General features: G+C 67.4%; 18 protein-coding genes. 5 read left to right on the top strand and 13 right to left on the bottom strand.

Annotation, left to right across the window (positions count from 1 at the left end; translation table 11 throughout):
- Positions 1–8 precede the first annotated feature (8 nt).
- Positions 9–737, top strand: a complete 729-nt coding sequence (locus tag GGR25_RS19100; protein WP_183400470.1) for an SDR family oxidoreductase — start codon at positions 9–11, stop codon at positions 735–737.
- 6 nt (positions 738–743) lie between these two features.
- Here GGR25_RS19100 and GGR25_RS19105 read toward each other — a convergent pair whose 3' ends face one another.
- From GGR25_RS19105 to GGR25_RS19130, 6 genes are all read right to left on the bottom strand, one after another.
- A complete protein-coding gene (locus GGR25_RS19105) occupies positions 744–2501 on the bottom strand; it encodes a cation:proton antiporter domain-containing protein (protein WP_183400471.1) in 1758 nt (585 codons plus the stop codon).
- A 19-nt stretch (positions 2502–2520) separates the two neighbouring features.
- Positions 2521–5172, bottom strand: a complete 2652-nt coding sequence (gene alaS / locus GGR25_RS19110; protein WP_183400472.1) for an alanine--tRNA ligase — start codon at positions 5170–5172, stop codon at positions 2521–2523.
- 204 nt (positions 5173–5376) lie between these two features.
- Positions 5377–7008 carry a hypothetical protein gene (locus GGR25_RS19115; RefSeq protein WP_183400473.1) on the bottom strand — a complete coding sequence of 544 codons (1632 nt, stop codon included), beginning with the start codon at positions 7006–7008 and terminating at the stop codon, positions 5377–5379.
- A 100-nt stretch (positions 7009–7108) separates the two neighbouring features.
- Complete coding sequence (locus GGR25_RS19120) at positions 7109–8050, bottom strand: glycosyltransferase (RefSeq protein ID WP_183400474.1); 942 nt, start codon at positions 8048–8050, stop codon at positions 7109–7111.
- 464 nt (positions 8051–8514) lie between these two features.
- Positions 8515–9597, bottom strand: coding sequence for a recombinase RecA (recA, locus tag GGR25_RS19125; protein ID WP_183400475.1), 1083 nt, complete (start codon positions 9595–9597; stop codon positions 8515–8517).
- Positions 9598–9767: 170 nt separating this feature from the next.
- Positions 9768–10928, bottom strand: a complete 1161-nt coding sequence (locus GGR25_RS19130) for a GGDEF domain-containing protein (RefSeq protein ID WP_183400476.1) — start codon at positions 10926–10928, stop codon at positions 9768–9770.
- A gap of 247 nt (positions 10929–11175) precedes the next feature.
- Between GGR25_RS19130 and GGR25_RS19135 the strand changes: the two genes are divergently transcribed.
- Complete coding sequence (locus tag GGR25_RS19135; protein WP_183400477.1) at positions 11176–12087, top strand: pseudouridine-5'-phosphate glycosidase; 912 nt, start codon at positions 11176–11178, stop codon at positions 12085–12087.
- 13 nt (positions 12088–12100) lie between these two features.
- Here the strand turns inward: GGR25_RS19135 and GGR25_RS19140 are convergent, their stop codons facing one another.
- Complete coding sequence (locus GGR25_RS19140; RefSeq protein ID WP_183400478.1) at positions 12101–13678, bottom strand: winged helix-turn-helix domain-containing protein; 1578 nt, start codon at positions 13676–13678, stop codon at positions 12101–12103.
- Positions 13679–13832: 154 nt separating this feature from the next.
- Here GGR25_RS19140 and GGR25_RS19145 point away from each other — a divergent pair, with 154 nt between their 5' ends.
- Positions 13833–14654, top strand: coding sequence for a DUF1194 domain-containing protein (locus tag GGR25_RS19145; RefSeq protein WP_183400479.1), 822 nt, complete (start codon positions 13833–13835; stop codon positions 14652–14654).
- On the opposite strand, the gene GGR25_RS19150 is transcribed toward GGR25_RS19145, so the two are convergent.
- From GGR25_RS19150 to GGR25_RS19165, 4 genes are all read right to left on the bottom strand, one after another.
- Positions 14585–15439 carry a class I SAM-dependent methyltransferase gene (locus tag GGR25_RS19150; protein ID WP_183400480.1) on the bottom strand — a complete coding sequence of 285 codons (855 nt, stop codon included), beginning with the start codon at positions 15437–15439 and terminating at the stop codon, positions 14585–14587. The two genes, GGR25_RS19145 and GGR25_RS19150, sit on opposite strands and share 70 nt — an antisense overlap.
- 4 nt (positions 15440–15443) lie before the next feature.
- The gene (locus tag GGR25_RS19155) at positions 15444–15824 is read right to left on the bottom strand and encodes a hypothetical protein (protein WP_183400481.1); all 381 of its coding nucleotides are present in this window, start codon (positions 15822–15824) and stop codon (positions 15444–15446) included.
- Between the two features lie 53 nt (positions 15825–15877).
- Positions 15878–17119, bottom strand: coding sequence for a cytochrome P450 (locus tag GGR25_RS19160; RefSeq protein WP_183400482.1), 1242 nt, complete (start codon positions 17117–17119; stop codon positions 15878–15880).
- A gap of 70 nt (positions 17120–17189) precedes the next feature.
- Positions 17190–17825, bottom strand: coding sequence for an NADPH-dependent F420 reductase (locus tag GGR25_RS19165; protein WP_183400483.1), 636 nt, complete (start codon positions 17823–17825; stop codon positions 17190–17192).
- A 105-nt stretch (positions 17826–17930) separates the two neighbouring features.
- On the opposite strand from GGR25_RS19165, the gene GGR25_RS19170 reads away from it, so the two are divergent.
- The gene (locus GGR25_RS19170) at positions 17931–18842 is read left to right on the top strand and encodes a LysR family transcriptional regulator (protein ID WP_183400484.1); all 912 of its coding nucleotides are present in this window, start codon (positions 17931–17933) and stop codon (positions 18840–18842) included.
- Positions 18843–18856: 14 nt separating this feature from the next.
- Here GGR25_RS19170 and GGR25_RS19175 read toward each other — a convergent pair whose 3' ends face one another.
- Both GGR25_RS19175 and cckA read right to left on the bottom strand, forming a co-directional pair.
- The gene (locus tag GGR25_RS19175; RefSeq protein ID WP_183400485.1) at positions 18857–20680 is read right to left on the bottom strand and encodes an amidohydrolase; all 1824 of its coding nucleotides are present in this window, start codon (positions 20678–20680) and stop codon (positions 18857–18859) included.
- A 452-nt stretch (positions 20681–21132) separates the two neighbouring features.
- The gene (cckA, locus tag GGR25_RS19180) at positions 21133–23652 is read right to left on the bottom strand and encodes a cell cycle histidine kinase CckA (RefSeq protein WP_210300024.1); all 2520 of its coding nucleotides are present in this window, start codon (positions 23650–23652) and stop codon (positions 21133–21135) included.
- A 432-nt stretch (positions 23653–24084) separates the two neighbouring features.
- Between cckA and GGR25_RS19185 the strand changes: the two genes are divergently transcribed.
- On the top strand, positions 24085–25263 hold the full coding sequence (locus tag GGR25_RS19185) for a flagellar biosynthetic protein FliO (RefSeq protein ID WP_246410047.1): 1179 nt from the start codon (positions 24085–24087) through the stop codon (positions 25261–25263).
- Positions 25264–25315: the final 52 nt, after the last annotated feature.

Here is a 25315-nt window from a genome sequence, read left to right on the forward strand (position 1 = left end):
GAGGAATCATGTCGGAATTTCATGGCAAGCGCGTTCTGGTCACAGGCGCCGGCAAGGGCATCGGCCGCGCCACGGCGCTCTATTTCGCGGGTCTCGGCGCCAAGGTGATCGCGCTGTCGCGCAGCGCCGAAGACCTCGCCGCGCTGGCCGAGGAGACCGGCTGCGAGACGATCGCGGTCGACCTCGCTGATGCCGAGGCGACGCGGCGCGCCGCGATCGCGGCGCAGCCGGCCGATTATCTCGTCAACTGCGCCGGCACGACCACGCTCGAATCCTTCCTCGACGTCAAGGTCGAGAGCTTCGACCATCTGATGGCCGTCAATGTCCGCGCCGCGATGATCGTCGCGCAGGAAACGGCGAAGAGCCTGATCGCCCGCGGCGTGCACGGCGCCATCGTCAACGTCTCCTCGATCGCTTCCTCGATCGGCTTCCAGGATCACACCGCCTATTGCGCCACCAAGGGCGCGCTCGACGCCATGACGCGGGTGATGGCCCATGAGCTCGGCCACCAGGGCATCCGCGTCAATGCGGTGAATCCCACGGTGACGCTGACCCCGATGGCCGTGAAGGCCTGGAGCGATCCCGCGAAATCCGAACCCATGCTGAAGCGCATCCCGCTCGGCCGCTTCGTCGAGCCGGTCGAGGTGGCCAGCGCCATCGCCTATCTGCTCGGTAACGGCGCCTCGATGGTCAATGGCGTGACGCTGCCGGTCGACGGCGGCTTCCTGATCGATTGAGACGTCTCAGGCGGATGGCGGTGCCGGGCTCGGGCCCGGCGCATCGAGATGCAGGCGCGCGCGCACGGCTTCGCGCGCCACGGTGAGGCGCTGGTCGATCGCCTCGTCAGGCAGACCGACATCGCCCAGCAGGCGGCCGGCGAGCTGGAGGCTGCCTTCGAGCGCCTCGGGCACGACATCGCCGGCACCCAGTTCCTGCAGGCGCGCGGCGTGAACGATGCTGCGCGCGCGGGCATGGATCGGGACGTCGGGCCAGTGCTCATGCATGAGCGCGACGATGCGTTCGGCGACCTTGGGATCGTCAGCCGTCACCACGAAGGCGCGCGCGCGATCGGCGCCGAGCTTCCGCAGCACTTCCGTATGGGTTGCATCGCCATAGAAGACGGGCTCGCCCGCCCGCTTCGCGGTATCGACATGCGCGGCGTCGAGATCGAGCCCGACATAGGGAATGTCCTCGGCCTTCAAGAGATAGGCGATGCCGCTGCCGAAACGGCCGAAGCCGGCGATCAGCACGTGATCGGAATAGTCCTGCGTGTCATGCACGCCATGCCGCGCCTCGCTGCTCTTCTGCTCGAAGAGCAGCGCGAGACGGGCACCCAGGAGGCCGAAGAGCGGCGTCACCACCATGGAGATCGCGGCGATCGTCGTCGCGAGGCGCGCAATGTCAGGCTCGATCACCTTGTCGCGGGCGGCGAGCGTGAACACGACGAAGGCGAACTCGCCGGCCCCTGCCAAAATGAACGAGGTCTCGATCGAGGCCGGGCGCGGGATCCGCGAAATCCGGCAGGCGACATAGCCGGCGGCGAGCTTGACCAGCGAGATGCAGGCGAGCGCGCCGACGATCAGCGGCAGCGCGCCGGCCACCGCGGCGAGGTCGATCGTCATGCCGACCGTCATGAAGAACAGGCCGAGCAGCAGATCCTTGAACGGCTCGATATCGACGTCGAGCTGGTGGCGATATTCGGTCTCGCTCAGCAGCAGGCCGGCAAGAAAGGCGCCGAGCGCCGCCGAAAGGCCCGCCGAGGCGGTGATCGCGGCGGCCGCGACGATGATGAGCAGCGTGATCGCGAGCAGCAGCGTCCGATTGCCTGTCGCGCCCGCAAAGCGCATCAGCGGGCGGACGATGAAGCGCCCGAGCCCGACCACGCCCGCGATGACGACGGCGGCGATCACGAGGCCCTTGATGAGCGCGAGCCCCACGCTGGCGCCCGGCAGGGCCAGGATGCCCACGACGATGACGATCGGCACCACCATCAGATCCTGCAGGATCAGCACGCCGAGCGCCGTGCGCCCGACGGGTCCACCGAGCCGCTTCCGCTCGACGAGCGACTGCGTCACGATCGCGGTCGACGAAAGCGCGAAGGCCATGCCGAAGACGAGCGAATCGTCAAACTCGAAGCCTGAGAACGCGCCGATCGCATAGATGCCGCCGGTCGCCAGCATCACCTGCGCCCCGCCCGCCCCCATCATCAGTCGGCCGATCGCGCCGAGGCGCGCGAACGACAGCTCGAGCCCGATCGTGAACAGCAGGAAGACGATGCCGAGATCGCCGAGCGCCTGCAGCCGCGAGACGTCCTGGATCGTCGCATAGGCGAAGAGCGGGCTGATCGACACCAGATGGCCCAGGCCACCGGGCCCGACGATGATCCCCGCGATAACGAAGCCGAGGACGATGCCGAGCTTCAGATGCTGGAACAGCGGGACGACGATGCCCGCTGCCACCAGGAAGACGAAGAGCTGTCGGCCGTCGGCGAGGTGTTCCATCGTCCTCCCGCCCGCAGCCTTACGCCGTCAGCGCCGCCTCGATCGCCTGCAAAGCCTCGCCGGCCTTGGCGCCGTCCGGGCCACCGGCCTGCGCCATGTCCGCCCGTCCGCCGCCGCCCTTGCCGCCCAGCGCCTCGGCGCCGATGCGGACCAGGTCGACCGCGCTGCGGCTCTCCTTGAGATCGTCGCTGACGCCGACCACGATCGCGGCCTTGCCGTCCTCGGCAACGCCAACGAACGCGACCACGCCCGAGCCGACGGTCTTCTTCGCCTCGTCGACGAGACCCTTCAGATCCTTCGGCGCGATGCCTTCGACCACGCGGCCGAGATAGCGGATGCCGGCGATCTCGACGATGCCGTCGCCGGCCGCGCTGCCGCCGCCGCCACCGAGCGCGAGCTTCTTCTTCGCCTCGGCGAGTTCGCGCTCGAGCCGGCGCCGCTCCTCAACCAGCACGGCAACGCGATCGGCCGCCTCGTCCGGGCGCACCTTGAGCGCGGCCGCAACCTGCTTGAGGCGCTTGTCCTGCAGTTCCAGATGATCGCGCGCCGCCTTGCCGGTCAACGCCTCGACGCGGCGCACGCCGGCCGCGACCGCGGCCTCGCCGACCAGCGTGACGAGCCCGATCTCGCCGGTGCGGCCGACATGCGTGCCGCCGCACAGCTCGACCGAATAGGTCTTGCCGCCCAGCTCGCCCATCGAGACGACGCGAACCTCGTCGCCATATTTCTCGCCGAACAGCGCCATCGCGCCCGAATGCATCGCCTCGTCGCGATCCATCAGCCGCGTCACGACCGGCGCATCCTGGAGGACGACGTCGTTCGCAATGTCCTCGATCTCGGCGAGTTCCGCCGCATCGATGGGCTTGGGATGCGAGAAGTCAAAGCGCAGGCGATCGGGCGCGACCAGCGAGCCCTTCTGCGCGACATGCTCGCCGAGCACCTTGCGCAGCGCCGCATGCAGCAGATGCGTCGCCGAATGATTGGCGCGGATGGCGCCGCGACGGCTGTGGTCGACCGCGAGGCGCACGGCGTCGCCGTCCTTGACCTCGCCCTTCACCACCTCGCCGATATGCACGAACAGGCCGTCCGCGCGCTTCTGCGTGTCGTCGATGCGGATGACCGCGCCCGACTCCGTCTCGATGGTTCCGGCGTCGCCGACCTGGCCGCCCGATTCGCCATAGAACGGCGTCTGGTTCAGCACGATCGAGACTGAATCGCCCTCGCCAGCCGAGGCGACTTCGGCGCCGTCGCGCACCAGCGCCAGCACCTTGCCCTCGGCCGCTTCGGCCGAATAGCCGAGGAATTCGGTCGCGCCGAGCTTGTCGCGCAGGCGGAACCAGATCGTCTCCGCCGCTGTGTCGCCGGAGCCGGCCCAACTGGCGCGTGCCTCGGCCTTCTGCCGCTCCATCGCGCTCTGGAAGCCGGCCGTATCCACCGCGATGCCGCGGGCGCGCAGCGCATCCTGTGTCAGGTCGAGCGGGAAGCCATAGGTGTCGTAGAGACGGAACGCGGTCTCGCCGTCGAGCGTCGCGCCGCCGGAGAGTTCCGTGGTCGCCTCGTCGAGCAGCGTGAGGCCGCGCGCCAAGGTGCGGCGGAAGCGGATCTCCTCGAGACGCAGCGTCTCGGTGATCAGCGCCTCGGCGCGCACCAACTCGGGATAGGCGCGGCCCATCTCGCGCACCAGCGCCGGCACCAGACGCCACAGCAGCGGCTCGGCGGCGCCGAGGATATGCGCATGGCGCATGGCGCGGCGCATGATGCGGCGCAGCACATAGCCGCGGCCCTCGTTCGACGGCAGCACGCCGTCGGCGATCAGGAAGGACGAGGCGCGGAGGTGATCGGCGATGATGCGATGGCTGGCGCGCTGCGCCCCCTCTGCCGGCACGCCGGTCGCCTCGACCGAGGCGCGGATCAGCGCCTTGAACAGGTCGATGTCGTAATTGTCGTGCACGCCCTGCATGACGGCGGCGATGCGCTCGAGGCCCATGCCGGTGTCGATCGAGGGGCGCGGCAGCGGCACGCGGTTGCCCGGCGCGATCTGCTCGAACTGCATGAAGACGAGATTCCAGATCTCGATGAAGCGGTCGCCATCCTCGTCCGGGCTGCCGGGCGGGCCGCCGGGAATGCCCTCGCCATGGTCGAAGAAGATCTCCGAGCACGGGCCGCAGGGGCCGGTGTCGCCCATCTGCCAGAAATTGTCGGAGGTCGCGATGCGGATGATCTTCTCGTCGGGCAGCCCGGCGATGCGCTTCCAGAGCCCGAACGCCTCGTCATCCTCATGATAGACGGTGACGCAGAGCCGGTCCTTGGCGAGGCCGAATTCGCGCGTAACGAGGTTCCAGGCGAGCTCGATCGCCCGCTCCTTGAAATAATCGCCGAACGAGAAATTGCCCAGCATCTCGAAGAAGGTGTGATGGCGGGCGGTATAACCGACATTGTCGAGGTCGTTATGCTTGCCGCCGGCGCGCACGCATTTCTGCGAGGTCGTGGCGCGCGGATAGGGCGCACCCGAACGGCCGGTGAAATAGTCCTTGAACTGGACCATGCCGGCATTGGTGAACATCAGCGTCGGATCGTTCTTGGGAACCAGCGAACTGGAGGCGACGATCTCGTGGCCGTTCTTCGCGAAGTAATCGAGATAGGCCGACCGGATGTCGTTGACGCTGCTCATGCAAGTGAACCCGCTTGAAACCGAAGAGCGGCGCCAAATGGCGCCGCGGAAAAGGACGTGCGTTTGTAGCGGCGGTCCGCTCCCCTGTCCAGAAACGCTCGCGTCGCGTCGCAAGGTTACCGATCCGGCCGGACGAGGGTCCCGCGGCCATGACGTCAACGGCCCGCGGCGCCGAGGCCGCCGGCCGGCGAAAAGCCGAGGCGGTCAGAGGCTCCTGCCCGGGGCCTCCCGCAGCGGGCGGGCGGCAACTGTCTGCGCGGTGGCGGCAAGGAGCGAGGCAAGCGACACCACCATCGCAAGCATCGCCAACGGTGCGATCGCTTCGGCATAGCGCGCAATATCGAAGGTATGCGCCACAGCCACGATCGCGATCGAGGACAGATAGGCGCCGACTATGATCCCAATGCCGCGGGCGGATCGGAGGACAACTCTGGCCCTGCCCATTCGGACCGAGACACCGACGAGAATAGCGGCCCAGACCCCAATGAGCAGCCAGAGATACGCGGCCGCCGCATCAAGCAACGACAGGATCGCCCGCCCAAATGAGGCAAGCGCAGGTGCTGCTGTTCCGAGCGGATCACCGACAACGCCCGCCATCTTCGCACCCACCGTGCCATAGCGGCCGATGAGTTCCGCTTCCCTTTGGGCCAGACCGTCATAGACATCACGCCCCGTGCCCATCGGTTCCGCAAGATTGGGGAACGGATGCGCCAGCCCATAGGCGAACTCCCGGACGACGATCCGCGCCATCCCCGCCGGATTCATCAAGATTCCATGGATTGCCGCGTCATTGAGGAACTTGAGCGAGGCCTTGTCGTCATCGCCGAAATAGCCGCCCAGGCGCTGCCGGAGCGGGCTCCTGTAGACGCAATCGTCGCCGTTCACGCCGAGAACGGGCCAGCCATTGGCGCCATTGTCGATCGTCTGCTGCAGGACACGCTCCATATCGGCCGTGAAGGCTTCAGGCAGGCCAAGACCTCGAACGGCTGGAAGAACAATCGCCGGGTGGTTGCAGAAGAACGTCAGAGCACCGAATGATTCTGCGTAGCGCCCGAATTGCCGCTTCAGCATGACATCCGGCGCGATGATCAGCAGGGACGCAGCAACGCCAGCCGCAACGAATGCCAAGGTCGACGCAATCGCGTAACGCCATGATTTCGCGAGTATGCTCGACAATATATCGTAAAGCACATATCCGATCAGAAACGATACAAATAGGATTGCATGTGGCTTTACATAGACAAGCCACACGGCCAAAAATACCATAACAGCAACGAGTATTGCGCGGATGGTGCCGCTTGGTTTCACGACATGTTCAAGACAGAGGAAGACGCAGAGGACTATCAGGAACCCATAGAGCGTCTCAGGCAATATCGAGAATGCATAGCCTGTCGTCGGCTCGTAGGACAGAATCGCCAGCACGAGCAACGGGGTCGATATGATGCTGAACATCGACCGCTCTCGTTGGCCCAAGACGCGATGGATGCGCAGGTTCACCGCGGCCGCGATGACGGCCATCAGCGCGACAAGCAGCGTCTGCGCCACCGCAATATCAGGAAGCTGCCCTCTCAGCGCGAGGATCGGCGCCACGAACAACGGATAGCCGATACTTCTCGTCCCGATCGCGCCGACCGGAAGGCCGGTGTCGAGATGGATCGCGAGACGCAGATAGCCCCAGCTGTCCGGTCCGATGACCAGGACCAGCGGTCTAATCGAGGCTCCAATTAGATAGACCGCGACAAGAAGCACCGAAATGGCGACGCAGAGCGCCGACAGGATCGCTCGCGGCCGTCCACCGTCATCCTGGCTGCCAAACGGCGGGGCGAGCCGCCTCATCTGATGCCCTCATATCGCGGCGCAGCAGCGCCTTGCCTGATCTGGCCGAGACCAGTCCCAACCATTGCAGCCGACAGCACGCCTCGGAACGCGGTCCCGGTCATCGCGAATCCGCCGAAAGATAGAACAGGCGCTTCAGTTCCTGACGCATGCGCGCTATCGTATCCAGGATAAGCCCCGAGAAGATGGACAGCACGCCGACGACGACGAGGCCGACGCTCAGCACGGCTGTCGGCAGCCTCGGAACAAGGCCCGTCTCCAGGAACGTCACCGCAACGCCAAATCCGAGCACAAGAGCGACCATAATGGCCGCAACGCCAAGCAAACCAAAGAACTGCAGCGGGCGTTCGTCTTTGACCAGCCGCGCGATGAGCATCAGGATGCGCGTCCCGTCACGGATGGTCCGAAGCTTACTGAACGAACCTTCGGGACGCTCGATGTATCGCGTGGGGACCTCGGCCATCGGCAGCCTCAGTTCCAGCGCATGCACGGCCAGTTCCGTTTCGATCTCGAAGCCGAACGACATCGCCGGAAAGCTCTTCACATAGCGCCGCGAAAGAACCTTGTAGCCCGAGAGCATATCGTCCAGCTGTCGACCGAAGATTCTCTGGACAACGCCCGTCAGGACTCGATTTCCGAAACGATGGCCAAGCCGATAGGCACCCGCGCCATCTTCCACGCGCGCAGCGTTGAGGAAATCGAGCCCCTCGGCGTTCAGCTTCGCGACGAGAGACGGCGCCGCCTCGGCATCATATGTGCCATCGCCATCAACGAGAATATAGACGTCCGCCTCGACGTCAGCGAACATCCTCCGCACGACGTTGCCCTTGCCCTGGCGGGGTTCGCTGCGAACAATCGCGCCCGCCGCCGTCGCAATCGACGCGGTCTGATCCGTCGAGTTGTTGTCGAATACGTAGATCTCCGCGTCAGGGAGCGCGGCCCGAAAGCAACTCACGACAGAACCGACGGTGAGCGCTTCGTTAAAACAGGGAACAAGCACGGCGAGGCGCTGCTGCCCGCCGGGGTTCTTTGCCCCACCCATGCTCCCCCCAAGGATCGCGTCCGCTTCGACCCGCTTCTTCTCACATGATCGCACACATCGTGCAATCCGCGCCGGGGCGCCAGCGCATTAGGAGCCTTATCGACGATGCATGTTTTGGCGACGTCGACGACGGCAGCGAGACACAGGCACGAAGTCAGGCCAAGCCACTCGCCCCCTCTCGCCCTTCGGGCGAGCGACCAAACGGTCTCCGGCAGCACTTCGCAGCCCCCCCCAACCAAGGCATCGCCTCCAGCCCGCGCGCCTCGATCGCCTTCATTGAACCGCAGTCGGGCGGAACCCGCTCGCGGCCAAGACCGTGTCATGCTCGCCCGTCCGAAACCACCGAATACAACAGGATGCGTCGCGAATTGGCTGACAGGCCAACCCGCTCACGCATTCGAGGCCGCTATCCCACTGCATGCCACAGGCAAAGCGAGACCGTCCCGCTCGAGGCGATTCGCAGATCAGGCCTCCATGGCCTCGTCCGAATCCTCGCCGCCATCCTTTGCGAGCAGGGCTTCGGCGAGCAGGCCGGCGTTCTGGCGGATCGCGAGTTCGATCGTCCGGGCGATCTCCGGATTGTCGCGCAGGAACGTCTTGGCATTCTCGCGGCCCTGGCCGAGGCGCTGGCTGTCATACGAGAACCAGGCGCCCGACTTCTCCACGATGCCCGCCTTGACGCCGAGATCGATGAGTTCGCCGGTCTTGGAGACGCCCTCGCCATACATGATGTCGAATTCGACCTGCTTGAACGGCGGGGCGAGCTTGTTCTTCACCACCTTGACGCGGGTCTGGTTGCCGACCACCTCGTCGCGGTCCTTGATCGCGCCGATGCGGCGGATATCGAGGCGCACCGAGGCGTAGAACTTGAGCGCATTGCCGCCCGTCGTCGTCTCGGGATTGCCGAACATGACGCCGATCTTCATGCGGATCTGGTTGATGAAGATCACCATGGTGTTCGACTTGGAAATCGAAGCGGTGAGCTTGCGGAGCGCCTGGCTCATCAAGCGCGCCTGCAGGCCCGGCAGGCTGTCGCCCATCTCGCCCTCGATCTCGGCCTTCGGCGTCAGCGCCGCGACCGAATCGACCACCAGGATGTCGATCGCGCCGGAGCGCACCAGCGTATCGGTGATCTCGAGCGCCTGCTCGCCCGTGTCGGGCTGCGAGATCAGGAGATCGTCCAGGTTCACACCGAGCTTGCGCGCATAGACCGGATCGAGCGCATGCTCCGCGTCGACGAAGGCGCAGATGCCGCCCGACTTCTGCGCTTCCGCGATCGTGTGCAGCGCCAGCGTCGTCTTGCCCGACGATTCCGGCCCATAGATCTCCACGATACGGCCGCGCGGCAGGCCGCCTATGCCGAGCGCGATGTCGAGACCGAGTGATCCCGTCGGCACCGTCCCGACCTCGACCACCTTCTCGTTCTTGCCGAGCCGCATGATCGAACCCTTGCCGAACGCGCGCTCGATCTGACTGAGCGCCGCGTCGAGCGCCTTCGACTTGTCCATTGTGGCCCCTTCGACGAGACGGAGAACGGTTTGGGACATCCCGACTTCCTTATTCCATAGTCGCCAGAGTCGATCAAACACCGACAATGTACATGTTTTGTTCGCATGTGCAAGGAATCCCGCAAACCATCGTCGCGATTTGTCTTTTTTCGCTGTGTTCCCGCTATGTCCACAGGGCCGCAATCCGGCGGAGGCCGCCGCGCGCAGCCTCAGAGCAGCAGCGGGCGCGGCGCCGGGAAGGTGCGGTCGCGCCCGGCCGACTTCGCCTCGTATAGCGCCCGGTCGGCCGCGTTCAGCGTCGCCTCGAAGGTGCACGAATCGCTCTCGGCCACGGCGACGCCGGCGCTCGCCGTGCAGTTCATCGTGCCCTGCCCGGCCTCGAAGACTTCCGCTGCGAAGCGCCGGCGGACGAGATCGGCCATCTGCAACGCCACCTGCTTCGGCGTCGCGGGCAGGATCAGCGCGAACTCCTCGCCGCCGAGGCGGGCCGCCCTCAGCTCGGGCCCTGCGGGCGCGGACAGGCGCAGCAGCGTCGCGGCGAAACGGCGGAGAACCTCGTCGCCCGCCGCATGGCCGAAATTGTCGTTGATCTGCTTGAAGTGATCGAGATCGAACACGATGACCGCCGTTCCAACCTCGATCGGCCGGCTGCCGAAGAGTTCGAACAGCGCGCGGCGGTTCAACAGCCCGGTCAGCGGATCGGTGCGCGCGTCGCGGCGATGTCGCGCGCCGAGCCGCCACTGCGTGAGCGAGAGCGACAGCGCGCCGATGCCGGTCATGCCGACCAGCCCAACCACGAGGCTGAGATCCTCGGCCCAGTTCTGCGGCGGCCCGTCGAGCACGACCTTTCCGCCGAGCGCGATCATCAGCGCGCAGAGCGCGAAGCCGAACCCGACGATGCCATGCAGGATGGCGATCGCGGTGATGGCGGCCGGTGCTTCGGCGCGTGCGGTCCAATAGCGGATCCCGGTCATGAAGAAGAGGATGGCGGCGCCCGCATTCTCGATGAAGAAGGCGATGCCATCGAGCCCGAAGACCATAGGGATCGACACGCCGACGACGAACGGCACGGCGGCCCGGATGGAGGGGACGACCGGCGAGACACCGCGGACGAATTGCACCGAAGCGCCGTAGATGGTCGCGAAGCCGACCATCAGAAACACCATGGAAAGCCAGGCCATGACAGGTGACGGCGTACTGACGTGCCGGCCATAGGCCACCACATTGCCCACGATGAACACCAGCGCGACGGCCCAGGTCAGCATGAAGCGCTCGCTGCGCACCAGCAGCCAGCCGCCGAGGACGGCCAGCGCGAGACCAGCCGCCGAGAACCCGACGGATATCAGGATGGTGCTGTAATCGAGGGACATCGGATTTCCTGCGACTGCCGACAGCAGCCGATCTACCACATCGGCACAGCTTTTGCGGCAAAGCTGCTAGGAAGTCCTTTACGAATCTCTGCGGATTGGCTGTATCCGGCCGCCTGTCGCGGCGAGAGGCTCACAGGCGTGTCCTTTGCCGGGGGACCGCCGGGGTGGGCTCCCGCATTGCCGCTTGACCGGCGCGGTGACATGCTGTCCACCTCTCGCCGAATTTTCCCCTTGCCGTGCTGAGATCATGTCGCTCGACCAGACCCTGCTCCTTTCCGATGAAGTCCGTACCGCGAAAGCGGAGGGACGCCCGATCGTCGCGCTCGAGACGACCATCGTCACCCATGGCATGCCCTATCCGGAGAATATCGAGACGGCGCTCGCCGTGGAGCGGATCGTGCGGGCGGCGGGCGCCGTTCCGGCGACGATCGCCATCATGGACGGGAAGATCCGCGTCGGCCTGACGGCCGAGGAGCTGAAGCATCTCGCGTCGCTGAAGGGCGTCATGAAGCTCTCGCGCGCCGACCTCGCCTTCGCGCTCTCGACCGGCCGTCCCGGCGCGACCACCGTCGCGGCAACGATGATCGCGGCCCATCTCGCCGGCATCCGCGTCTTCGCGACCGGCGGCATCGGCGGCGTCCATCGCGGCGCCGAGACGAGCTTCGACGTGTCCGCCGATCTCTATGAGCTCGCGCGCACGCCGGTCACCGTCGTCTGCGCCGGCGCCAAGGCGCTGCTCGACATTCCCAAGACGCTCGAGGTGCTGGAGACGCTCGGCGTGCCGATCGTGACCGCCGGGCAGGACCAATTGCCGGCGTTCTGGTCGCGCGAGAGCGGCCTCCCCTCGCCGCTCCGCCTCGACGATCCCGCGGCGATTGCGGCCTTCGTCGCCAAGCGCGAGGAGATCGGCACCACCGGCGGCGTGCTGGTCGCCAATCCCGTTCCGCTCACCGACGAGATCCCGGCCTCGGTCATGCGCGGCCATATCGAGGCGGCGATCGCCGATGCGGAGCGCGAAGGCGTCCGCGCCAAGGCCGTCACGCCCTTCGTTCTCGGCCGGATCCTCGAACTCACGGGCGGCAAGAGCCTCGCGACCAATATCGCGCTGGTGAAGAACAATGCCCGCCTCGCCGCCGAGATCGCCGTCGCGCTGCGCTGAGGCAACGGCTGGCCTAAGCGACGAGGCCCGGAACCGCCTGCCGGACCTCTTCGGGAATGGCGTCGGCGCCGAAGCGGCGGCGCGCATGGTAGACAATGCCGGCCAGGATGCGCTCGCGCTGCGCCTCGACGCGGAAATGCCGCCCCATGACGAAATGCAGATAGGCGACCGCGCCCCGGGTCCGCGCCAGGTCGAACTGGTCGAACAGCGCCTGGACGGCGGGATTCATGCCATCGTCCCGCGCCTCGGCGATGAACGGCCCGACGTCGAACAGTGATCGGGGATTGAGGGCGCACAGCTCCGCGAATGACGCCGCGCTCGCCGCCCGGTCGCCGCCGGCGAGTTCGGCCGTCAGGCGGAAGGTGAGCAGATAGAGGTGGAATTCGGAGCCGCGCTCGGTGAGCGCGATGCCGCGATCGAACAATTCGATCGCCTCCTGCGGCTCGCCGCGAAACAGCCTGATCTGGCCGATCATCGCGAAGGAGGCGGCGAGCGCCGTGCTCTGCGCGAAGGCCTGCTCGGCGAGTTCCTCCGCCAGCGCGTCATAGCCCCGGTCGACGAAGAACAAGAGCTTGGCGGCGGCGAGCACCAGTAGCGGCCGCCCGGCGCAATGCGGCAGGCTGGCGATGGCGCGCCGCTCGATCTCGTCGCTGATCGCCGCGCGATCCGACGCGCTCAGGCCGCCGGCGCCGCCCTCGAACAGCAGCCGCGCATAGAGATGGCAGCCCCACATGAGCGCGGCCTCGGGCTCGTCCGAACGATCGGCGCCCGCGGCGCGCAGCTGCGCTTCCATCTCGATCCAGCTTTGATCGGCCAGCGCGAAGCGCCGGCTGGCGTCATACAGGCGGACATAGAGCGGCTGCTCGGTCGGGGTGACCGCGCTTTGGGCCGTGCTATGCGCCATATGCCGCCACATCGTCGCGCGGCAGAGCCCGGCGAGCCGCTCAGCCTCCGCATGCGCCGCGGTCTGGTCGGCGAAGTCCAGCCTTTCCGCCACGAGGATGTCGCGCCGGACGCCCTCGCGCAGCAGCGCCGCGCCGTGCCACACTCCGCCGCGGAGGCCGAAGCTGATCTCGATCGAGAAGCGTGGCGCGGACGACGGCGCACCCGGCTTCCAGTCCGGCAGCAGGAGCACCGGCTCGCCGGGCGCCGCCTGCGCCCGGAATGCGCGGTCGAGCGCCGCCAGGAAGCCCTGCACGAATGACGAGGCCGCGCCGGCCGGCACGCCATGGACCGGGCCGATCACCAGCAATGTGCCGGCCGGAATCTCCGCCCGCACGCGATCGGCGATCCACACATAGCCCTCGCCATAGCGGGTCTCGATCAGGCGCGGCGAGCGCGCCGGATCGCCGAGCTTGGCGCGCAGGCGGTTAATGATGAAGTCGACCCGGCGGTCCGAACTGTCCGAGCCCTCGCCGTCGATCGCATCGAGCAACTGGTTGCGCGACAGCATCACGCCGGGATGGCGCGTGAACTGCGCCAGCAAAGCGCGTTCCGAGCGGGTGAAACGGATCTCCGTCTGATCGTCGAGCCGCGCAGACAGAAGCGATCCGTCGAACACTATGCCCCGGTATCGCAGAACTTCCATCATCGCGGCTCCCTCCGCCTCGAACAATCCTGCAACAATCCCCGCCTATCGTTCAAGCGATAAAGACGAGGTGGGTCGAGGGCAAGGCCGCACCGCGCGAAGACTCGGAATGACTGTGATGGGGCACAGGAAGATTGCAGGACTTTGCTGCGATGCGATGTCGATTCCAGCGGTATTTCTTTGGGCCGTGCTGATCGCCTTCGCTTGGCCGGCCGAAAAGAGCACAGCATCCGAGATGGTCGATCTCGAACTCGTCATCGCAACCGACGTCTCCTCCTCGATGAGCTATGGAGAGCGGGTGCTGCAGTTGATGGGCTTCGCCGAGGCATTCCGCGATCGCGCCGTCCAGCAGGCGATCCTCGCCGGCCGCCGGGGCAAGATCGCCGTCACGGTCATGGAATGGGGCGGCGAAGGCCGGCAGACGGTTATCGTGCCGTGGACGCTCGTCGACGGGCCGGCGAGCGCCGACGCGCTGGCGGAGACGATCGGCAGCCGCGTGCCCGGTCAGCTCACCCACGGCACGGCGATCGGCGATGCGCTGGCTCGGGCCGAGAGCCTGTTCGCGGCGAGCCCCTATGCGGGCACGCGTCAGGTGATCGACGTTTCCGGCGACGGGACCAGCAATCGCGGCATTCCGCTCGCCACGGTCCGCGCCCGCCTCGTCGGCAAGGGCATCAGCATCAACGGCCTACCGATCTCCTTCGGCGCCGAACAGCGGGACGAGAGCGGCCGGCCGGACCAGGTCAGCGCGGCGGACCTGATCGCCTATTTCGAAACCGACGTCATCGGCGGCCCCGCCGCGTTCGTCCAGCCGGCCGTGACGCTCGATGGCTTTCGCGAGGCTGTGCGCATGAAGCTGCTGCGCGAGATCCAGGGGTTCGAGATGATCGCGAGCCTTGAGACGCCGCCTCAGCCGCGCCGCGCGGCGACGACATGGCCGACCCCGGCCCGGTCGAGCGCCGAAGGCGCGGCCAGATAGCGCGCCCCGAGCTCCGGCCCTGAAAATGTCTCGACACCGGTGAAGCCGAGATCGGCGAGCCGGCGGGCGATATCGGCCGGGGTGAAATAGCTGACAAAGGGTTCGCCGAGCTGTGCGACGCGGCCCGCCAGCGTCTCGAAGGCAAGGCGCTGCAGCTTTTCGAGCTTCCCCGGCGGCTCGGCATAGTCGAACACCACCTCGCTCGCCCCCGGCCGTGATGCGATGACCGTGAGCGTCGAGACGATCGCATCCAGCGTCAGATAGGGCACGACGCCGAGCCAGGAGAAGAAGGCGGGCGCCGCCGGATCGAGGCCGGCCGCGGCCAGCTTCTCGTCCAGCCGATCGACGGCGAAATCGACCGGCACGAAGGTGACGCCCTCCGGCACCTTGATCCCCGTCGTGGCGAGCTGCTTCTTCTTCCAGGCCTGCGTTGCGGGATGATCGACCTCGAAGACCACGAGCCCCTCGGCCGCGAAGGGATTGCGATAGGCGAAGGTGTCGAGCCCGGCGCCGAGCACAACGGCCGCGCGGACTCCGCGCGACACGGCGAGCGCCAGCCGGTCCTCGGCATAGCGGCTGCGCGCCGCGAGGAAGAGGCGCAGCGCCGTGCCCCCCGGCGAATCGGCGCGCGAAAGCTCGTCGCGCGCGATCGCGGAGCCGCGATCGCCGCCGATGATGGGGAGCGCCAGCGGATCCTCGAGGATCAGCGGCCGGTCGACCAACTGATGCGCGGCGCGCCGGCACGCCGCACGGAACGCCGTGGCGCTGGGCTTGCCCTCGATCAACGTGTCACTCCAGGCACCCGGCGTTCTTGAGCAGCAGCGTAGCGTTCTCCTCAGAGATCGCCGGGCTCGCGCCATCCGCATCGGAGAGCAGCAGGACGGAGGGCGCCGCGCCCGCTTCGAGGATGACCTGGAACGGCACGAAGGGCGCATCGGCGGCGGTCGCCACCTTGCCGCAATAGCCCTTGCCGCCGCGCGCCTTGGACGGCTTCAGATCCTTGAAGACGAGCCCGCCGGCATCGGTGAAGTGCTTCGCCACCGCGCCGGTGACGTCAGCGTTCAGCGCCGGCGGCGCGAGCGGCGTCCCGAGAACCGTCTCGGCGGATGCCGTGCCGGCCAGCGCGACGAGCGCGAGCAGGCCCGCGCCTCTGGCAATGAAATGCCGCATGGTTGCTCCCCTCGTTTTCTTGGAAGCGACCATAGCACCCCACCCCGGGCCTCTCACCATGCGACGTGAAGCGCAGCGAGGCCGTGGAAGTGATAGGCGTCGCGATAGAGCGGCTCGCCCGCGAGCCGCAGCTTCGGCAGCCGCTCGAACAGGATCGGCATCGACGTCTGCATTTCGAGCCGGGCAAGCGGCGCGCCGATGCAGAAATGGATGCCGCCGCCGAAGGAGACATTGGCGAGCGGCGGGCGGCCGGGATCGAAGCGCGCGGCTTGCTCGAAGCGGGCAGGATCGCGATTGGCCGCGCCGATCACGAGGCCGACGCGCTCGCCCTTCTTGAGGCTGAGCCCGCGATAATCGAGATCCTCCAGCACATAGCGCGCGAAGAAATGCAGCGGCGGATCGAAGCGCATGCACTCCTCGACCGTGGCCGCTATCCGCTCCGCATCTGCAAACAGCGCCTTGGGATCGAGACCGGATTCGAGGATCGCCTTCACGCCATTGCCGGTCGCGTGCACGGTCGCCTCGTGCCCGGCATTGAGCAGCAGGATGCACGACGTGACGAGCTCGTCCTCGGTCAGTTTGTCGCCCGCCTCCTCGGCCGCGATCAGCGTCGAGATCAGGTCGTCCGCCGGCTTGCCGCGCCGCTCATTGATGTAGCCGCGCAGGAAATCCGAAAAGGCGAGCGTGGCCGCGACGGCGGCGTCCTCCTGCTCGCGCGTCCGCCCGAACTGGTACATCGCGACCATCTTGTGCGACCAGTCGAGCAGATCGTCGGCCCGATCAGCCGGAACGCCGAGCAGTTCCGCAATGACGATGACCGGAATCGGCGTCGCAAAATCCGCGATCAGCTCCGCCTCGCCCCGGCCCTCGAAGCGGTCGATCAGCTCATGCGAGAGCTTTTCGATGCGCGGACGCAGCTTCTCGATCTGGCGCGAGACGAAGGCGCGGTTGACCAGCGTCCGCAGGCGCGTATGCGCCGGCGGTTCGCGCTCCAGCATCGACAGGCTGTCGACATCGTAGAACGGCTTCAGCCGCGGCTCGGGCTCCGGCAGGCCGACCTCTTCCCGCGTCGCGACATGCAGGATTTCGCGCCCGAACCGGCGGTCGCGGAACAGCGCGTTGACGTCATCCGCATTCACGAAGCACCAGAGCCCGTACTGCTTCCAGAAGAACACCGGCGTTTCGGCGCGGATGGCTTCGAAGGCGGGATACGGGTTCTGGAAGAAGGCGGGGTCCTTGGCGTCGAGGGAGACGTGGCGGGTGGCGGGATCAAGGTCCAGGACGCGGGCATGCATGCGGGAATTCCGACAATCGGCGTTGAATCCCGCAAAGGTTAGACCGTCCCGGCCGCCACGTCTCTCCGCTTCATGCCGCCGCGCGAAGCGCCGCAGCCAGCGCCCGCTCGAGATCCGTTTTGCCGAGCCGCGTGCAATAGGCGGGCATGTCGCGCTCGAAACGCCAGCCCTCGGCCAGCGGCCCGGCATCGACGGCGTCGAAGCCGAAGGCCTCATAGAGCCCGGCCACGACGGCCTTGCCTTCCGCATCATCGCCGGCGAGCGGGAGGGCCTTGCGATCCGCCGCGCCGGCCGGCCGTCCATCGACCTCGAGGTCCGTCATCTTCACGGCATTGAACGCCTTCACAATGCGGGCGGCAGGCAGATGCGCGGCCAGCATTTCCGAGGTCGTCGTCTCCCGGCGATCCAGCGCCGCGATGTGACTGTCGCGCTCGAAATAATAGTTGTTGGCGTCGATCACGATCTTGCCGGCCAGGGGCGCGACCGGGATGGACGCATAGGCGGCGAGCGGTATCGCGACCACGACCACGTCGCCGAAGGCGATCGCCTCCTCCGTGGTGCCGACACGGGCGCCGATGCCATAGCCCGTGCTGAACAGCGTCTGCGGCCCGCGCGAATTGCTGAGCATGACCTCATGCCCGGCCTTCACGGCGAGCTTGCCGACCGCCCGCCCGACAAACCCCGCTCCGATAATTCCGATCTTCATGGCGCACTCCATCGCTTGGCTTTCGATGGCAGAGCTTTATTCCGCGCCGGATCGGGAATAAATTGTGATTTCGGATAGAGATTCCCAACCCACGAGAGGGAATGAATGGACCGTTTCACCAGCATGGCCGTCTTCGTCCGGGCGGCCGATCTCGGCTCTTTCGCCGCAGCGGCCGAGGCGATGCACATGTCACCGCAGATGGTGGCCAAGCACGTGGTCCATCTGGAGGACCGGCTCGGCACCACGCTCCTCCATCGCACCACGCGCCGGCAGAGCCTCACCGATGTCGGCCGCGCCTATTATGAGCGCTGCCGGCTGATCCTGACGGAGGCGGAAGCGGCGGACGACCTCGCCCACGCCATGAAGACGCAGCCCAAGGGCGTGCTGCGGGTCAATGCGCCCGTGACCTTCGGCGCCTTCCAGCTGGCGCCCTTCGTCAGCCGCTATCTTCAGCGCTTCCCGGACATGCAGGTCGATCTGACGCTGAATGACCGCTTCATCGATCCGCTGGAAGACGGCTTCGAAGTCATCATCCGCATCGGCGCCATCGAGGACAGCGCCCTCATCGCCCATCCGCTGGCGCCCTACCGCCTCATCGCCGCCGCCGCGCCGGCCTATCTCGCCGCCCGCGGCACGCCCGCGACGCCGGCGGATCTCGCGCAGCACGACTGCCTCGCCTATGCGTCCTGGTCACCCTCCTCGGCATCCTGCCGCTGGGTCTTCACCAAGGACGACAGGTCGGAAGAAGTCCGCGCCAAAGGCCGCGTACGGGTCAATGACTGGAAGGCGCTGCTCCAGGCCGCGCTGGACGGCTTCGGCATCACCCTCGGCCCCGTCAGCGTCCTGCTCCCGGAAATCGCCGCCGGCCGCCTCGTCCGCGTCCTCCCAGACTACGAAGGCCCGGCCCGCCCCATGCACATCCTCTACCCCGCCGGACGCCGCCCGACCGTGAAGGTGAAGAGTTTTGTCGAGGCGGTGCTGGGGGAGTTTGGGGAGAGACCTGCCGAGGCGACATGAGGCTGCCGCCCGCGTTAGGCAGGCAGCTTGTCGTGGCGAGCCTTGCCGTCCATCAGCGTGAGCAGCACGGGGACGCGGTGGATGTCGTGGGGGTCGACTTCGAAGAGGCTTGCCGCCAGGACGACCAAGTCAGCCTTCTTGCCGACCTCGATCGAGCCGATCTGGTCTTCCAGACGAAGCTGATAGGCGCCGTTGATCGTATAGCCACGGATCGCCTCCTCGACGCTGATCCGCTGCCGCGGGACCATGGCGGGATCATTGGGGAAGCCGGGCCGTTGGCGCGTGACGGTCGCCTCGAGCTGTATCAGCGGCGGCACCTCGTCGATGTCCACGCCGGGCAGATCGGCACCGAAAGTGACCGTCGCGCCAGAGCGCACGAGGTCGCCATAGGGATACATGCGCTCTTCCATGCGCTCGGCGCCGAACAGAGCCTTGTACTGCTCGATATAGACGCCGTCATAGTTCGTGGCCCATAGCGGCGTGCCGTTGGCGATGATGCCGAGCGGCTTGAAGCGCTTCACGTCGTCGGGATGCGTCAGGCTGAGATGGCAGATCGTATGCCGCCGCCCCTGTGGGCCGAGCTGTGCCTGCACCTCTTCGAGCGCATCGAGCACTGCGCGGACTGAGCCGTCGCCGTCGGCATGGATGTGCATGTCGAACCCGGCGCGCTGCGTCGCCTCGATCTGCGCCTTGATGTGGCTCGGCGGCAGCGTGATCGTGCCCCTGAAGTCCGGCTGATTGGCGAAGGGCTCCAGCATCAGCGAAGTGCCGGCCATGGCGGTTCCGTCCACCCACATCTTGCAGATCGAGATCTGTACATGGGGGGAGCGCAGTCGCGCGCTCCAGTCGACGAGCTCGGCGGCGATCGCCTGCGGATCGTCGCCCACGTTGCGGGTGAAGACCGTGCCGACGATTCGGACCGGCAGTTCGCCGCGATTGTCCCGCTCGATGAGATCGCGCCACACCCCTTCGGCAGCCTCGTTGGTCGGGCCGGCGAGCACGCCAGCGTCCATATAGGTCGTCATCCCATACGAAGGGGCGCGGTCAATCGTCAGCCGCTGCGACTCGCGAATAGCTTCAAGCGAGCTCATGCCAAGGGCCATGGCGATCGGGAGTGCGGCTGCGGCTTCCACCGCAGAGCCCGTCAGCGATCCGTCGGGGTCGCGCTTGTAATATTGCTTGCCGGGATCGGGATCGGGACTGTCCTTGTCGAGCCCTGCCGCCTTCATTGCCGCCGTATTGAACCAGAGATCATGCGCATCGGCGTTGAAGATATACATCGGTCGATCGCCGGTGAGCTCGTCCAGCCACTCGCGCCGCGGATAACCCTCCTCGAAGGAAACGCCTACGGTCCATCCATGGCCGCGTAGTGGTGCGTCGAGCGGCTGCGTCGCGATCCACTGTCGGACGGTGTCCAGGATCTTGTCCTTGCCAACGAGTCCGCGGATGTTCACGCCCAGCTTGCTGACCGCCGCCATGGCGAGGTGGTCATGGGCATCGACGAAGCCGGGCAGCAGCATGCCGGCATGGAGATCGACGACCCGCGTCGCCGGGCCGCGCCATGCCTCCGCTCCGGCGGCATCGCCGACATACACGATCGTGTCGCCACGGACCGCGACGGCCTCGGCCGAAGGCTGCGCAGAATTGACGGTGTGGATCGTCCCGTTGAGGAACAGCCAGTCGGCCTTCCCTTCCTGCGGCGTCGCAGGCTGTCGCCTGGCCGGCGCTTCCGCGGCAACGCCCAGTGACGGCGCGACCACCGCGGCCGCCACGAACAGACCCGCGCCGCGCAGCACCTCCCGCCGCGACGATGGCACGCCATTGCCGGCAATCTTCATCCAATCGCAAACCAGGCACATCGCGAAGCCCCCTTCTTCGTCCGCCTCGCGCGAGGCCCGCGCGTTCGGAGCCGCACATGAGAGGTCGGAACACCGCCGGTCGAGCCGCCTCAATCCGCTCTCGGCCCCGGCTCTCCTCCCGGCGAGCCCAAGCGCAGGCTCACGCCGCGGCTGCCATTCGACCATGGGCCCGATCCGAAGAATTGATCCCGGTCAATGTCGGGGCGATTTCTGCCCAGGAGGCGCTTTCGCCACGGCGAATTGGCACCCCGGGTCGGCGCCTCCGGCCGAACGGCCGACGTTGAAGGTGATAAGCTTTGTCGAGGCGGCTGGGGGAGTTTGGGGAGGGAAAAACCGGAGACAATCGTCGGCGATCGGGTAGCAATCGCCGGGCCATGCGCCGTCGGCTTCACGCAGTCCAAACGCGTCCAGCGATCCCCCGATCGCCCCTCCTACTCCCCCAACGCCTCCTTCACGGCCGTCGCCAGTTGCTTCAGCGAGAAGGGCTTCGGCAGGAAGTGGAACGTCTCGCCTTCGGGGAGGTTCTTGGCGAAGGCGTCTTCGGCGTAGCCTGAGACGAAGATGATCTTGAGGCCCGGGCGGGTCTTGCGCAGTTCCCGCAGCAGCGAGGGGCCGTCGAGTTCGGGCATGACGACGTCGGAGACGACGAGGTCGATCGAGCCGCCCGTCTCCTCCATGATCTCCAGCGCCTCAGTGCCCGATGCGGCCTCGTGCACCTTATATCCGCGTGAGGCGAGCGCGCGGGCGGCGAAGGCGCGCACCGCCTCTTCGTCCTCGACCAGCAGGATGTTGGCGCTGCCCGTCAGGTCGGCGATCTCGGCCTTCTCCGGCACGGCCTCGACGACCTTCGTCTCGACCTCGACATGGCGCGGCACGAAGATGCGGAAGGTGGTGCCCTTGCCGACCGCGCTATCGAAGAAGATATGCGCGCCGGTCTGGCGCACGATGCCATAGACGGTGGAGAGGCCGAGGCCCGTGCCCTTGCCGACTTCCTTGGTCGAGAAGAACGGCTCGAAGATCTTTTCCTGGATTTCCGGCGGGATGCCCGTGCCGGTATCCTGCACCTCGATCAGCACATAATCCGCCGCCGGCAGGCCCTTATAGCCATAGGCGGCGACCGCTTCGGCATCGACATTCTTGGTGCGGATGGTGAGCTGGCCGCCGGACGGCATCGCGTCGCGCGCATTCACCGCGAGATTGATGACGACCTGCTCGAACTGGTTCAAATCCGCCTTGATCGGCCAGACGTCGCGCCCATGCACCAGCGAGAGCTTCACCTTCTCGCCGAGCAGCCGCTCGAGCAGGATCGAGAGGTCGGAAAGCACGTCGCCGATCGCGAGCGTCTGCGGGCGCAGCGTCTGGCGGCGCGAGAAGGCGAGCAGCTGCCGCACGAGGCCGGCGGCGCGGTTCGCATTCTGCTTGATGTTCATGATGTCCTGGAAGGACGGATCGGACGGGCGGTGGTTGGCGAGCAGCAGGTCGGAGAAGCCGATGATCGCCGTCAGCACATTGTTGAAGTCGTGCGCGACGCCGCCGGCGAGCTGGCCGACAGCCTGCATCTTCTGGCTCTGCGCGAACTGCGATTCGAGCGCGCGCTGCTCGGTCGTTTCCAGCGCATAGACGATGGCGATCTCGTCGTCGCGGGCCGCCTCCTCCACCGCGCTGACATAGAAGCGGACATTGCGCTCGCCGCTGCCGGCGATCAGCCCGTCGATCGGCGCGATCTCGCTGATGCCGCCGGCGGCGGATTCGATCGCCGCTTCCAGCGCCGGCTTGCCGGCGTCGGCGACGAAATCCGTGAGCCGCGCCCGCGAGGGCCCTTCGAGCTTCACCGGCCCGAACAGGCGCGCAAAGGCGGCATTGGTCTGGCCGATGCGGCCGGAACGGTCGATCGAGGCGATGGCGAAGGGCGTATAATTGAAGAAGCGCGAGAAGCGCACTTCGGCGGCGCGGAGCGCCTCCGACACGTCCTCGCCGGGGCTGCGGTTGAGCACGATGGTCCGCGTCGCGCCCGGCGCGCCATCCGCGCGATAAGGGATCTTGTTGAGGAAGCGCACGGGCAGGATCTGCCCGTTGTGCTTGACGAGGTCGAGATCGAGGATCGCGGTGCGCGCCTCGGCGGTGGCGGTGCGATCCGCCTTCAGCAGCGCCGCGCCGTCGCCGCGCACGATATCGGTGAGCAGCAGCGAACCCGGCTTGAAGAAGGTCAGGTCGATGCCGAGCCATTCGGCGAGCGTCGCGTTGAGATAGACGATGCGCCCGTCCGGCTCGGCGGAGAGGAAGCCGGCCGGCGCGTGGTCGAGATAATCGATCGCGTGCTGCAGGTCCTGGAACACCGTCTCCTGCTGCTCGCGCTCCTCCGTGACGTCGGAAACGCGCCAGGCGACGAGGTCGCTCTCGCCGGCCTTCACCGGGCGAACGCGGATGCGGTACCAGCGCGGCCCCTCGCCGGCGGTGCCGGCGATCGGATGCGCCATGCGCACCTCTTCGAGCGCGCTGCGATCGGCGCGAATCGCCTGCGACAGGCGGTAGATCGCCTCGCTCGCCGCCTGGTCGCCCGAAAAGACGCGCTCGACCACGCGAACGTCGCGCTGCGCCTCGGCGCCGATCAGGCTCGCATAGGCGCGGTTGGCGTAGAGGATCCGCCCCTCGCGGTCCGTGACGATGAGGCCCTCGGCCATCGTGTCGATGAAGCCGCGCGCGAGCTCGTCGCGCGGCGCCTTGGCGCCAATGCGCACCAGCCCGATGGCGAGCGCGAACAGCGCGAAGACGCCGACGAGGGCCAGCAGCCCCAGCAGCACATAGACGAAGGGCTCCGCGATCTCCTGCGGCAGCAGCGCCAGGCCGAGCGCGGCAGCGACAAACAGCGCCGCCAGAAGCGCGAGGCGGCCTATGCCCCCGCTCCGCTCGCCGCGGTCGATGGCCGGCCACTCCAGGGGTGTATCGCGCATTCGATCGTTCATTCGCGCCCATGCTGCTCGGGCGGCTGTTCCGGCCCGCAGCGCCTGTGCGCCGAGGGCCGGAGAATCGAACGCCGCCGATTGCGTCACAATGCTGAGGAATGCGCGCGATTACAACGCAGCCGCCCGCGCGAGGGCCCGGCGGCGGCGCTGCGGCACCGCGCCGCTGACGCTCCAGCGCCAACGAAATGACACAGCCTGCGGCATCGGGCTCGAAATCGGCGCATTCTCGCGCTTTTCATGGTTGACGGGTTGCCAACGAACGTCGTGCGTGGAATGGAGCGGGTAAGGCGGTTGGGCCTTGCCAAGCTGCGACGCCCGCACGAAAACGGCGCTGGACATGAATCGGACCGGATCGCCGCCGGTGCGAGGGCAAGCGATTGAGCGCGGGTGGCGGACCCGCACTTTTGTCAGGAGACCGGGATGCGCGACTATCTTGAACCGATGCTGGGCACGACCGGCGCCCTGATCGCGCAGTTCGCGGTAACGCTGCTGATCATCCTGGCGCTGATCCTGGTCGTGTTCTGGCTGATCCGCCGCTTCTCGGGCGGACGCTTCGGCGCGAACAGCCAGCGCGGCCGCCAGCCGCGCCTGTCCGTGCTCGACGCCCTGCCGATCGACCAGCGCCGCCGCCTGGTGCTCATCCGCCGCGACAATGTCGAGCATCTGCTGCTGATCGGCGGCCCGTCCGATGTCGTGGTGGAGGCGGCGATCGTCCGCGCCCCGCCGGGCCAGCGCCGGATGGAAGGCCAGCCGCGCCCCGCCGCAGCCGCGCAGCCGGCGCCGAAGGCCGCGGCGCCCCTGAGCGAGCCGCCCCGCGCCGCCGCGCAGGCCGAATCGCGATCCGCCGAGCTGCGCCAGGCCGAGGCCCGCATGCCCGAGCCGCCCCGGCCCGAACCCGAAGCCGTCGAGCCGGAACCCGCTTTCGCGCCCGCACCCGAGCCGGTGATGGAGGCTGCGCCCGAGCCGGCGCCGACACAGGCCGAGCGTGCACCGCAGGCCGCAGCACCCGCCCGTTCGCCGCGCGGCGTCCCTGCATTTCTGACGGGCGGGCGCTCGCGCCATCCGCAGAGCGAGGAATCGGCGGCCGCACGACGCGAGTCGCGCAACCGGGTTCTGGAGCAGGCCCGCCCGCTGCAGCGCTCGACCGGTTCGCCTTTCGGCCGCGACGCGGCCCGGCCGGAGCCGGCGCGATCGGAGCCAGAGAGCGAGCCCGTGGCGGCGCCGCGCCAGTCGCCGTTCCGCTCGAATGTGCCGCCCGCCCCGCCGCTCGAAAACCCGGCCTTCGGCGAGGAGCCCTATGGCCTGCCGGACAGCGCGCCGGCCCAGCCGCTCCGCTTCGAGCCGATGGTCGAGCTCGAGCCGGAGCTCGCGCTGCAGGAGGCCGCTCCCGAAGTCGAGCCGCCGACGCGCGATGACCGGCCTGTCGGCATCGACGAGGCTTTCGACGAGAATGCGCCGATCCTCTCCCATGGCGGGCGGATCGAGCCGTCGATCGCGGAGGGAGACGAGAGCGAGACGCCAGCGCGCAATGCGCAGGTCGGCGATCTCGAAAAGGAAATGGCCCGCCTGCTCGGCGAGATTTCGGGCAACAAGCGCTGAAGCCTGGATTGCCGGTGCCCGGCACGCCGGAGCACCCGTGGCGGCAGAGTGC

Origin of the sequence: Kaistia hirudinis (assembly GCF_014196455.1) — a bacterium.
Lineage (GTDB): Bacteria > Pseudomonadota > Alphaproteobacteria > Rhizobiales > Kaistiaceae > Kaistia > Kaistia hirudinis.